General features: G+C 36.6%; 10 protein-coding genes and 1 tRNA gene. 2 read left to right on the top strand and 9 right to left on the bottom strand.

Annotated elements, in window-relative coordinates; all coding sequences use genetic code 11:
* Positions 1 to 54: 54 nt before the first annotated feature.
* Positions 55 to 972 (bottom strand): serine aminopeptidase domain-containing protein, encoded by a 918-nt coding sequence (locus tag ACFINW_RS03135; protein ID WP_375621311.1) that lies wholly within the window; start codon positions 970 to 972, stop codon positions 55 to 57.
* A gap of 258 nt (positions 973 to 1230) precedes the next feature.
* Between ACFINW_RS03135 and ACFINW_RS03130 the strand changes: the two genes are divergently transcribed.
* Positions 1231 to 1698, top strand: a complete 468-nt coding sequence (locus ACFINW_RS03130) for an Hsp20 family protein (protein WP_375611558.1) — start codon at positions 1231 to 1233, stop codon at positions 1696 to 1698.
* Positions 1699 to 1950: 252 nt separating this feature from the next.
* Here the strand turns inward: ACFINW_RS03130 and ACFINW_RS03125 are convergent.
* Positions 1951 to 2027, bottom strand: a tRNA-Pro gene (locus ACFINW_RS03125).
* A gap of 608 nt (positions 2028 to 2635) precedes the next feature.
* On the opposite strand from ACFINW_RS03125, the gene ACFINW_RS03120 reads away from it, so the two are divergent.
* A complete protein-coding gene (locus ACFINW_RS03120) occupies positions 2636 to 3001 on the top strand; it encodes an iron-sulfur cluster assembly accessory protein (protein WP_375618518.1) in 366 nt (121 codons plus the stop codon).
* 70 nt (positions 3002 to 3071) lie between these two features.
* On the opposite strand, the gene mazG is transcribed toward ACFINW_RS03120, so the two are convergent.
* From mazG to ACFINW_RS03085, 7 genes are all read right to left on the bottom strand, one after another.
* The gene (gene mazG / locus ACFINW_RS03115) at positions 3072 to 3887 is read right to left on the bottom strand and encodes a nucleoside triphosphate pyrophosphohydrolase (RefSeq protein WP_375621309.1); all 816 of its coding nucleotides are present in this window, start codon (positions 3885 to 3887) and stop codon (positions 3072 to 3074) included.
* 33 nt (positions 3888 to 3920) lie between these two features.
* A complete protein-coding gene (locus ACFINW_RS03110; protein ID WP_273791402.1) occupies positions 3921 to 4850 on the bottom strand; it encodes a lipid A biosynthesis lauroyl acyltransferase in 930 nt (309 codons plus the stop codon).
* A gap of 6 nt (positions 4851 to 4856) precedes the next feature.
* Positions 4857 to 5885, bottom strand: coding sequence for a zinc-binding dehydrogenase (locus ACFINW_RS03105; protein WP_375613072.1), 1029 nt, complete (start codon positions 5883 to 5885; stop codon positions 4857 to 4859).
* A 57-nt stretch (positions 5886 to 5942) separates the two neighbouring features.
* Positions 5943 to 7217, bottom strand: a complete 1275-nt coding sequence (locus ACFINW_RS03100) for a beta-ketoacyl-ACP synthase (protein WP_375611561.1) — start codon at positions 7215 to 7217, stop codon at positions 5943 to 5945.
* Positions 7218 to 7232: 15 nt separating this feature from the next.
* Positions 7233 to 8408, bottom strand: coding sequence for a beta-ketoacyl-ACP synthase (locus tag ACFINW_RS03095; RefSeq protein WP_375640382.1), 1176 nt, complete (start codon positions 8406 to 8408; stop codon positions 7233 to 7235).
* A gap of 10 nt (positions 8409 to 8418) precedes the next feature.
* The gene (locus ACFINW_RS03090) at positions 8419 to 8703 is read right to left on the bottom strand and encodes an acyl carrier protein (RefSeq protein WP_005773457.1); all 285 of its coding nucleotides are present in this window, start codon (positions 8701 to 8703) and stop codon (positions 8419 to 8421) included.
* A gap of 189 nt (positions 8704 to 8892) precedes the next feature.
* Positions 8893 to 11211 (bottom strand): NADP-dependent malic enzyme, encoded by a 2319-nt coding sequence (locus ACFINW_RS03085; RefSeq protein WP_375611563.1) that lies wholly within the window; start codon positions 11209 to 11211, stop codon positions 8893 to 8895.
* Positions 11212 to 12190: the final 979 nt, after the last annotated feature.

Genomic DNA, 12190 nt, shown 5'->3' with positions numbered 1-12190 from the left:
TGCTCGTAGAAACTTTCTTTTTTGATGGGGCGGAGCGGAAATTAAGGTTTAATGTTATTTTACAGATACATTATCGGGAATAAAGGCATCAAATGCAGCCCAAAATTGTTTTTTATAATCTTCGTTAATCATAATTGTATCCAGTTCAGCGCCTGTAATAGTAATACTTTCTGTTAGACGTGTGTGTTGGCATAATTGCCGCACTTCAATGTTGTTTGCAATATTGTTTTGATTGGCAAGAATAAAGAGTGTTGGGATTCGTAAATCTCCATGAAGTACATTTCTCTTCATAGAATCAATCGCATTAAATACTGAAGCCATCCATTGGGATGTTGGGGGCTTAATGGAAGGGAGCGGCACTTTATGTATGTGTCCCAATTGTATATTTTTTTGTTTTGTCTTGTTTAATTTTTTACTATCTTTCGCTGGTATAAAGCCAAGACCTATATCAGAAAGAAATTGTGTTAACTTATGTTGAAAACCATTCGTTTTATTGCCGAATGGAGCAAAAAGGGGAGAAACACAGAGCAATCTATTAAACTGATGATTAATGAGATCTAATCCGCTAAGTGCTATCAATCCACCTATGCCATAGGCGAGCATAGAGTAAGGCGGCGGACAATTAGGATAAACAATACTTTTAAGAAATTTATATAAGTCATTAATATCATTATTTATATCAAAACAATGATGTCGGCTTTGTTTTCTTATCTTGAAGGATGTTTTTTCTTGATCAAAGCAGTCAAATATTGCTGTATGAAAACCGCGTTTAGAAATTTCATTTATTAATAAAAAATATTTTTCTAAAGTATTTGCGTAGCTTTTGAGAATAACAATTGTTCCCTTAGATTTTTCCACCTCAGGATATGTTATAGCAAAACGAATTTCGTGATCTATTGCTATTTTAAGAGTATCATGATGGATATTAAGAGAAGTGGAACCCCAGTCTATGGGATAAAGAGGTGTTTCCAATTGAAATCCTTTACAGTGTATTTGCCACTTAGTACTTTGACATTTATGTAATAAAGAAAGAGGATTAAAAAAGGGGTATATTGCTTTTTAGATAGTTTTTATCAATTTAGGTCCCAAAGAGTTGAAATAAAGAAAAACGATTACTAGATAATATAGTGCGGTTGCCATGATGGGGCTGCAGGTTCGCAAGTAAGTTTGCCATATGGGAACTTTGTGAATTAGTTATAAATTATAGTCGCTCTAGAGGAGGGCAATATTATGCGTCAAGTAGATTTTTCACCATTTTATCGTTCCACAGTAGGTTTTGATCATCTTTTTAACTGGTTTGATTCTAGAACACAACCAGAGGAAGTTTCTTCTTATCCCCCTTATAATATCGAGCGTTTAACTGAAGATTCTTATAGAATTTCTATGGCTGTTGCTGGTTTTTCTCAAGATGAAATTGATATTGAAACGCATTGTAACCAGCTGATCGTTAAGGGAGACAGAAAGTCTAAAAATGATGATGAAGAGCGAGAATTCCTTTATCGAGGTATTGCTTCGCGTGCTTTTGAACGGCGTTTTCATTTGGCTGATCATGTTAAGGTTATTGGGGCAGAACTTGGAGATGGGCTTCTTCATATTCAGCTTAAAAGGGAAATGCCAGCTGAATTAAAACCCAAAAAGATAACCGTACAGATGTCACCATCCATTACAAAAAATGATAACAGCGACGTTATCGTGTAAAGAAAATTTAGAAAATATGAGATCGGATAATTATAAATTTTTCTGAAGAATAAAAAACGCGAGGCAAAAGGTCTCGCGTTTCGTATGTGTTTTCCTAAGAACGAAGCGCATTTTAATAAAACAGCTTATCTCGAATTTTTGATAAAATATCATTGCACATTATTCTACGTTGAAGAAGAAGTTCATGTGTGTGCAATTGAAATGCATAATAATTCACTTTTTAAGTAAGCTTATTTTATAGCATTTTAAAAATGGTCGGAGCGGCGGGATTTGAACCCACGACCCCTTGACCCCCAGTCAAGTGCGCTACCAAGCTGCGCTACGCTCCGAGTTCGTGTAAAACGATTAAATGACTGTTTCTTTAAAGGCAAGAGAAAAAATAAACAGAATAAAATCTAAAATGCTCTTGCACTTAGAGCTTTTGAAAGTAAAAATTTTGGACATCAATATTTTGTTGTTAATTCAAGATAAATAACGAATTTGTAAAATTCTTTGTGATCATTAAATTTTTAGCTCTATAGTTAATAGATGTATGCATTTAATTACTTTTGAGATTGTGAGGAGGGGGTAAGATTGGTGAATTTAGGGGTATGAATTGGAGCAAATGAGTGCTGAAGGTATATTTTTTTCTTACCTAATCGTTACTTTTCTAAAAAGATAAAGATTTTCAAAAGAAGAGGAGTGAATGTATGGTTTTGAAAAGTTTTCGTTTTTTAGAGTCTTATAGACGAGGTATTTTCATTTTATATGGATAAAAAATTGTAAGTTCTGGATTGTATAATCACAAATCTCATTTTACGGGTATGTATTTTTACCGAAATATGCAAGATCAGAATGCTTTAATTCATGTTTTGTTGTTTTTTTTCTAAAATATCAGATAAAATATTGTAGAGGAAAAACTTTCAAAGTGTCTATTGAACTAAGAAAAGAGTAAAGGATGAGCCGTTTTTCGGTAATAAATTTGACGCAAGCAGCAGTGGATCGTGTTAAAGCGATTATGGATGCAAAAGATGCACAGGGTATTCTTGTTGGTATCAAAAAAGGTGGTTGTGCAGGGATGGAGTATACAATTACTCTTGTCAAAGAAAAGGGGATAGATGCGGATGTTGTTGAAGTGAATGGTGCCCGTGTTTTTGTAGCACATGATGCGGTATTATTTTTATTAGGGACGCAGATGGATTATGAAGTGACAACGCTTCGGTCTGGTTTTGTCTTTAAAAATCCTAATCAAGTATCAGCATGCGGGTGTGGCGAATCGGTGGAACTTCGTCCTGCTACGCAGGATCAATATAAAACAAATTGAGCTGAGCTAAATTATAATTTAGTAATTTTAGAGGGGCTTGTTCTTTTAGGTAGAAGAAATCTACTATTTTTTATCGTTCATTTTTAGCTTGCTTCCAAAGTGCTTCCATTTCATTCAAGGATGCGTCAGTGAGCGTTTTAGATTGAGTGGATAGCTTTTCTTCAATATAGGCGAAACGATTTCGAAATTTTATATTCGTTTTTTTTAATGCTTTTTGTGAATCAATCGCTAAGTGGCGCGCGAGATTAAGAAGTATAAAGTAGAGATCTCCAAACTCTGCTTCTATCTCTGAGTTTTGTTTATTTTTGATGGCTTCTTTGAGCTCTTCCAGTTCTTCTTCTATTTTTTCAAAAACTTTATCACTTTTTTGCCAATCAAAACCTACTTTAGCTGCTGTTTCTTGTAAAGCAAGTGCCTCTTGGTTTGCTGGCTGGATTTGTTTTACTGTTGCGAGTATGCTTATGGAGGAATTGTTGTTTTTTTCTTCGCACATTCTTTTTTGTTCAACCTGTTCTCTTTTTTTTATATATTCCCACTCCTCTTTTATAAATCCTCGTTTTTTTTGCTCGGCATTTCCAAAAACATGAGGATGGCGTCGAATCATTTTTTCCGTGATTGCATAAACAACATCTTCAAAAGTAAAGCTGCCTTCTTCTTGTGCTATGGTAGCATGATAGGCAACTTGTAAAAGAAGATCCCCAAGTTCTTCACAGAGATCCTTTCGATTTTTTCGTTCAATGGCATCAATGACTTCGTAAACTTCTTCGAGCATATAGGGTATGAGGGATTCAAAAGTTTGTTTTTTATGCCAGATACAACCATTATCAGAGTTTCGTAATGCAGTGATAATTGCAGTGAGATCTTTGATATCTTTTGAGGCCAACATTTTGCACTTCCTTTGTAAGCAATAGAGCTTATGTTAGATGTCCCAACGTCTATGTAACCACATCCATTGTCCAGGATATTCACGGACCCAAGATTCAACAATATCATTTAATTTTTGTGTAGAAGCAGCTATATCGATATCATTTTTTTCATCACGTGGAAGTTCTACATGTTCATATAACTCTAAACGATGACGTCCACTAGGCAAACGAATACAACGTGCTGGATAAATATCACAGTCATATTGTCGAGCAAGTTTTATAATTAAGGGGTTTGTTTTAAGAGGTCTGTTAAAAAATGTTCCCATGATACCGCGGCGAAATTTTTGATCAACGAGCATACCAACATTTTCACCTTCTTCTAATTTGGCTGCTAATGCCCATGCTGCACCGGCCTTGGAGGGAACAAGATGTCCCATAGAAGTTTGTCGTGCTTTAAGGATTCGTTTGGCAACATAGGGATTATTGGGTGGTCTAAATAATACCGTAACATTAAGATCAAAACTTTGTGCACAAATAGGCAGAAGTTCAAAATTGCCAGTATGTGCGGTGAAAAAAATATGTGGTTTTTTTTCATTTTTTAATCGCTCAAATATTTCAATGCCTTTAACCTCAATGAAACCTGGCTCGTCTGCATGAGGATCAAAATCAAAAATTTTATCAAGAAAAATATATTCAGCTAGGAAACGTCCTATATTTTCCCACATTTCTATTGCAATCGCACGGAGTTCTTGCTCTGTTTTTTCTGGATATGCACTCCTAAGGTTTGCAAGTGTGATTTGATGACGATGTACAAGGGGACCAATTTTTTTTGCTAACCAAGCAAAAAAAGAAATTCCCATTTTGGCTGGAAAACATTTTAGAATAAATAAAGAACCAAAGAGTAGATATGCCCATAACAAGTAGGATATTTTTTTAGCTATAATTTTAATACGATATATGAGATTTTTAAGAGAAAGCTTCATCATGATTTAATCGATTTTAAGGATAATTTTACCAAAAACATCACGACTCTCCATTCGTTTTAAAGCTGTATCAATTTCATCCAGCCCAACAATTGTATCAATGACAGGGTGTACGGCTTTTTGTGCCATTTTTTGCATGGCATTTTTCATATTTTCCATACGGCAGCCAAATGAACCGAATATCTTAAGCTGTTGCTGGAATAATTGCATGAGATTTATTGGTGCTGAAACACCAGAGGTAGAACCGCAAGTCACTAAGCGTGCTCCTTTTTTCATACATAACAGAGAACCGTTCCATGTATCGACACCAACATGCTCAAAAACAACGTCAACACCTTTTTTTTGGGTTAATTTACGCACTACACCTTCAAAACGATCTTTACGATAATTAATCACATGATCTGCCCCAAGAGAGTGTGCTTTTGCAATTTTTTCATCTGAACCTACAGTTGTGATAACTGTACAGCCCATGTGTTTTGCAAGTTGAATGGCTGCAGAACCAATACCTGAGCCACCAGCCTGTACTAGGATTGTTTCTCCTGCTTGTAGTTTTGCGTTATCGAAAAGCATATGTTCTACGGTACCAAAAGTAATTGGAGCAACTGCTGCTTGCAATTCATCACATTGGGGAGGTGATGGAACTAATAAACGTGCTGGCAAATTGACAAGCTCACACGCAAATCCATCAAGGTGAAAACCATAGACTCCCTTTACATTACTGCAAAGATTATCCCGTCCTTCATGACAAGCTTGGCATACTCCGCAGGTTTGTGCACCATAAATTGAGACAATCTGTCCAAGTTGGAGATGTTCAACGCCATCTCCTATTTGTATAACCTCACCAGAGGCTTCTGCACCAATGATGAGTGGCATTTTTCTTTTCGCAAAAGCCATGCCACGCCATCCCCATACATCAATATGATTAAGAGCAACGGCTTTTATCCGCACAGTTACTTCACCTATACTAGGTGAAGATGGCGGGGAAATATTGGTGATTTCAAGCCGACGATCATCGAAGAGTTGCAGTGCACGCATTATCATCCCCCTTAAATATATTATTGGTTAGCGTTATAAAATTTTATTATTACAGGATTATCCTTTATATGCAGTGATAACAAGACTCATATTTTGACCACCAAATCCAAATGAGTTTGACAAAACCGCATTGACACAGGACTTACGGCTATGATGAGGAACAACATCTAAGGGGATAGTAGGGTCAGGATTATCATAATTTATTGTTGGTGGGAGTATTCCCGATTGAATGGTTAAAAGCGAAAAAACCGCTTCTATTGCACCAGCAGCAGTTAATGTATGCCCAATCATTGATTTATTAGAAGAGACAGGAATATGCTCTAAAAGATCACCGAATACTGTTGATAATGCAAGATATTCCATTTTCTCATTTTCAGGTGTTGAAGTTCCGTGGGCATTAATATAGTCAATTTCATTGATGGTTATTTTTGCATCGTTTAAAGCTTTGCGAACGGATTCAATTGCTGGTGATGCATCGGGTTTTGAACGTGTACGGTGAAAGTCATCGGCGGTTTCTCCACAGCCAGCTAAAATTCCTAAAACTGTAGCATTACGGTTTAATGCGCTTTGAAGAGATTCAAGAACAAGAGCGCCTGAGCCTTCTGCCATAACAAAACCATCTCGATCACGGCTAAAGGGTTTTGCTGCTTTTTCTGGAGGCTCATTCTGAGTTGAAAGAGCAGATAGTAACGAAAAACGGATGAGAGATTCTGCTGAAACTGATCCATCTGTCGCAATTATGAGAGCTCGATTTGTTTCTCCCCGTCTAATAGACTCAACACCTAATTGAATTGCTGTTGCACCAGATGCACAGGCAGTGGAAAGTGTAACAGGAAGTCCTTTTGTGCCAAATGTTTTTTGAAGTTTTTCTGCAATTGCACCAAATTGTGTGGCTTCAAAAAGCGTCTCATGGAGTTTATCCTTACAGACTTTAAGAAGATGTGCATAAGAAGGCTCATTATTGAATTCCTCCTCTTGATCAAGACTAAAACGTGCTTTCCATTCAAGTTCAACAGGAGGAGCAGCTAGAAAGAGTGGTCCATTAAATTTTTTTTTATCAATAGCAGCTTGTTCTAAAGCTTCTTCAGCAGAAAGATATGCAAGCTTCTCAGAGAGAGCTGAAGCACCAAGTGTACTTTCTTTAAGAAAATCAATTGTTCCAGCAATATATGTATTTAATCCCTCAACGGGAAAACGTGTTATTTTGTGGATACCACTTACACCACTTGTTAATTTTTGCCAATTTTCATGTTTCCCTTGTCCCAGTGATGTGACAATGCCTGCACCAGTTATTGCTACAAGTGGACGCCCAAAATGATCATGATATTTCACTATAGAAATTCCCCTTCAAACAGCTGTAAGACGCACAATACCTTCAGCTCTTTTTATACCAATAGTTGTAACAAATATTTCACGTACTTCTTTAGAAAAAGGTTTTTCATGAGGACTTAACGCTGGAAAACAATGTTTTTTTTCAATTGAAAGTGCTGCAAGAGCTAGAGCTAGAGGAAATTGTGCTTCCCGCATATAACCAAATAATGTTGTAATGCCACGGTAAGATAGATCAGCATTATCAAGAGCATTTTGTTCTGCTTTTGTTGCTTCGTGAGCTCCTGAGGCTGCTGAAATGGCTAAGGCAGATTTAGCGCCCGCAGTTTTTAATATTGTTGCAATTGAATCTCTAAGTGGAATTTTGGTTCTATCTGTTTGGTCTGTAATAATTTGGCTAATTTCAGCATAAGCACGTGCATTGCGTTTTTTGGCATGTTCTCCACTTTCAATAACTAGGAAGATCCCACCAGAACCTGCTATGACACCGCCGCCTGGATAGATTCCACGATCCCACACTGGGCTCCATCCATTATGGGTTAAAAGACCACCAAGCTCATGCGCCAACAACATATCATAACTTTGTGCATTATAGGAACTTCCTACAAGAGCATGGGTGCTTTGACCTGATTTAATACGAGCTACAGCAATTTGAAGTGCAGAAAGACCACTGCCTTCTTCTCCCATAAATGTACGAGATGATCCAGTGACTTTATGAACAATTGAAATGTTTCCTGCCAAAAGGTTTGAAAGTTGTGCCAAAAATAATGTTGGACGAAGTTCAGTTGAAAGAGCAACATTTAACATAGAAGCATGATCGGCAACAGCGCGCGCTTTAGAAAGAATCTGTGTATCAACAGTAATATCACGTTCTCCCCCACTTGCCGCTACGATCATATCCATTGTTGAAGTGAGTTGTTCATTATTTTTCATGCCGGCATCATCAAGAGCAAGACCAGCCGCATAGGTACCAAGACGCTGCCATGTTCCCATTTGCCGTTGATCACTTTTTTTAGGAATTTGTAAACTCCAATCAATTTCGGGCAATTTATGAACCGTGTAAGGTGAAAAAGTTGTATAATCTAGGTTTGGTGTACGGATTGGATCATTTAAGAGATTCCAATGTTGATCAGTTCCTTCCCCCAGAGAGCTTATGAGACCTATACCAGTGATGAATACAGATTGATCATGCATGGCGAAAAAACTACTCCGCCTGTTTTAAGGCAACGAGATCATCAATTTTTGCACAAAGGTTTTTAAGAACAAAGTATTCTTCTGTTGCAACGGTACCTTCGTTGACTTCTTGTGTCCATTGTTCTAGAGGGACTTTTATTCCAAAAGCTTTATCAATAGCGAAAACAATATCAAGAAAATCAAGACTGTCGATTCCTAAATCGTCAATTGTATGACTCTCAGGTGTAATTGTATTGCGATCAATTTCACTGATTTCTGCAATGATATCAGCAACTTTATCAAACGTGGAAGGCAATGTACGGATTCCTTATTATAGAGTTAGTAAATTCAAAATACATTTAATATTGTTCTTCTAGCCTTTTTTCTCTTTAAAAAAAAGACTTAATCCAGAATATAGCTGTCTTTATCTATAGAGAAAAGAGGTTTACAGTACATGAAATACTATATCTCAATATTTAAAAAACTTTGAAATTTTATTGCGCATTTATTTTACAAGACTATTTTTTCTATTGGCAGCAAGGACAGCAAGGGCTGTTATATTAACAACTCCCCGAGAAGTTACTGAAGGCGTTAAGATATGGGCGGGACGTGCTGCCCCGATTAGAATAGGACCAACATGGAGTGCATTTGTGAGGCTTTTAACAGTGTTGAGCGTGATATTGGCTGAATCAAGTGTTGGAAAGACAAGCAAATTAGCTTCACTTTTAAGACGAGAATTAGGAAAAACACGATCACGAAAAACTTTGGAAAGGGCAGCATCAGCATGCATTTCACCATCTGCTTCTAAATCAGGGTGTAATTTGGCAAGAATTTCTGTTGCACGTCGCATTTTACGCGCACTTTCTGTGTTTTTAGAACCAAAGTTTGAGTGTGATAATAAGGCTGCTTTTGGTGTTATTCCAAATGCTTCAACTTCTTGAGCTGCCAACACAGTCATTTCAGCGATTTCTTCTGCAGAAGGATTTTCATTGACGTAAGTATCTGTGAGGAAAAGAGTACGTTGTTGAGAGATAAGCAAACTCATAGCAGAAAAACGGTGAACATGAGGATCAAGACCGATAATTTGTTCAATCAATTCAAGTTGACGTTCAAAGCGTCCTTCTAAGCCGCAAATCATTGCATCTGCTTCTTCACGCATAACGGCAAGGGCAGCAATAGCCGTTGTTGATGTTCTCACTACTGTTTTTGCCATTTCAGGCGTAACACCACGCCTCCCTGTATAATGAAAAAATAAATTAACATAATCACGAAAACGTGGATCATCTTCAGGGTTTGTTAATTCAAAATCTATACCAGGACGAATTCTTAAACCAAAGCGTTTCAATCTTGCTTCTACGACATGTGGACGGCCGATAAGGAGGGGCGTTGCTGTTTGTTCTTCAATGACAACTTGTGCTGCACGAAGGACGCGTTCATCTTCACCATTGGCATAGATGACGCGTTTACGTTTTGCTGTTTTTGCTGCAGCAAAAACAGGTTTCATTGTTAAACCAGAAAGAAAGACAAATCGATTGAGGATATCGTAGTAGGCCTCCATATCTTCAATGGGACGAATGGCAACACCAGTTGTCATTGCTGCTTTAGCAACAGCGGGGGCAATACGCAGTATTAAACGCGGATCAAAAGGAGAGGGGATTAGATAGTCTGGTCCAAAATTGGGTGGTTCTTTTGAGTATGCACGTGCTACAACATCTGAAGTTTCTTCACGTGCAAGGGCAGCAATCGCATGAACAGCGGCCATTTTCATTTCTTCATTAATTGCACTAGCACCTACGTCTAATGCACCACGGAAGATATAGGGAAAACAAAGGACATTATTAACTTGATTGGGATAATCAGAGCGTCCTGTGCAGATCATTGCATCTGGTCGTATAGAGCGTGCTTCTTCAGGCATAATTTCTGGTACTGGATTAGCCAGTGCTAAAATGAGTGGATTTTGAGCCATTCTTTTAAGATATTCAGGCTTTAAAACACCACCTGCAGATAGGCCTAGAAAAATATCCGCATCATCAATAATATCAGATAAAGTTCGTGCGTCCGTTTTTTGTGCGTAATTGATTTTCCAACGATCCATAAGGGTCTTGCGACCTTCATAAACAACTCCCTCTAAGTCACTAAGCCAAATATTTTCAACTTTTGCCCCAAGACGAACCAAAAGATTAAGGCAAGCGAGGGCAGCAGCACCTGCACCTGAGGTAACTATTTTTGCATTTTCAATTTTTTTTCCTGAAAGATTTAAGGCATTTAATACAGCCGCAGAAACAATAATGGCAGTTCCATGTTGGTCATCATGAAAAACTGGAATTTTCATTTTAGCACGAAGCTTTTCTTCGATGTCAAAACATTCAGGAGCCTTAATGTCTTCAAGATTAATACCACCAAATGTAGGTTCTAAAGTCGATACCGTTTGTACCATTTGTTCTATATCGGATGCATCAATTTCAATATCAAAGACATCAATATTCGCAAATTTTTTGAATAAAACGGCTTTACCTTCCATAACTGGCTTTGAAGCAAGAGGACCAATATTTCCTAAACCAAGAACAGCAGTTCCATTGGATATAACAGCGACTAAATTAGAACGGGAGGTATATTGAGCAGCAAGATTAGGATCTTCATGAATTGCAAGACATGGTGCAGCAACACCTGGAGAATAAGCAAGAGCTAAATCACGTTGATTATCAAGAGGTTTTGTTGCTTGTATTTCCAATTTTCCAGGTTTAGGGTACTGGTGATAAAAAAGTGCGGCACTGTCAAGTTCAGCTTTTGGTGAACTGAAATCACTATTTCGTTCTCTAGACATTTTTATGATATCCAAGTTAGCGTATGTGTATATGAGATGTTCCATCTACGATAAGGTTTTGTCCACTAATAAATCCTCATTTCTCTGAATATCAAAATGCATGAGTATGAGAAAATTCTTCTGGATCGTAAAACCAGTTTGATGATTCTTTTTGTTTGTGTGCATGAATAATTTCATTAATAGCAGCACGATTAGTTTTTTCTTTCCTTAATAAAACCCGTAAAAATTGATTAGTCTACAAACGAATAAAATATTACTAATAATTACATTACCAAGCCATTATTTTTTTTGCAATGCTTACAACTTAAGGAAAGAAAAGAAGAGTGTTTTCTATTAACTTCATCTTCTTTATTTAAATTTCTATAGGGAGGTAGAAGAAATTTTAAATAACAATTTGCAATTTATAAATTATTTTTGCAGCTATTTAAAAGGAAATTGGAACTTTAAAAATGGGAGTTGTTTTGTTTATTATTCAATTGAACTCTTAATAATGCAAACTTTATAATTTATAATGAAACATCTCGTATGTTGAATGAGAAATTTGAATACAATAAGATTCTTTTAGCTCAAACTCATCTAATATAATAAAAAATATTTACTTACATAATTCAAACGAGAGTAATATGTGGATAAAAAACATTAAAAAAATAAATAGAAGTGTTTCTATGAGCTATTTTAATACAAAAGCATGAATTTTTTTCACAATTAATAAAAATAATTATTACCGATTTTGTACCTTTATGAAACTATGAAAAATAAAGGAGTTAAGAAAAAGATAAGGAAATAGAAAACATGCTTTATCATTCTTAGAATGATACGTTGTTTGATAAGCCATTACGCTTCTTTAGGGTTATTGCTTAGGATATCAAAGAAAACCGCATGCCAATTATCCCAACCTTTGAAGTACAAAGCTACAGTTGAAAAAAAAGCATTCTATGATGAGCCATTAAAACAACTGGAGAGAGAAAGTGGAAAAAAT

Origin of the sequence: Bartonella sp. AA18HLJMS, from assembly GCF_042197245.1 — a bacterium.
Lineage (GTDB): Bacteria > Pseudomonadota > Alphaproteobacteria > Rhizobiales > Rhizobiaceae > Bartonella.
This window is presented reverse-complemented; position numbering and strand designations above follow the sequence as displayed.

Excerpts from the sequence above, each read along its gene's own strand:
- ACFINW_RS03110 (WP_273791402.1), bottom strand. The coding sequence starts at position 4,850 with ATGAAGCTTTCTCTTAAAAATCTCATATATCGTATTAAAATTATAGCT.
- ACFINW_RS03085 (WP_375611563.1), bottom strand. The coding sequence starts at position 11,211 with ATGTCTAGAGAACGAAATAGTGATTTCAGTTCACCAAAAGCTGAACTT.
- ACFINW_RS03095 (WP_375640382.1), bottom strand. The coding sequence starts at position 8,408 with ATGCATGATCAATCTGTATTCATCACTGGTATAGGTCTCATAAGCTCT.
- ACFINW_RS03105 (WP_375613072.1), bottom strand. The coding sequence starts at position 5,885 with ATGCGTGCACTGCAACTCTTCGATGATCGTCGGCTTGAAATCACCAAT.
- ACFINW_RS03120 (WP_375618518.1), top strand. The coding sequence starts at position 2,636 with ATGAGCCGTTTTTCGGTAATAAATTTGACGCAAGCAGCAGTGGATCGT.
- mazG (WP_375621309.1), bottom strand. The coding sequence starts at position 3,887 with ATGTTGGCCTCAAAAGATATCAAAGATCTCACTGCAATTATCACTGCA.
- ACFINW_RS03130 (WP_375611558.1), top strand. The coding sequence starts at position 1,231 with ATGCGTCAAGTAGATTTTTCACCATTTTATCGTTCCACAGTAGGTTTT.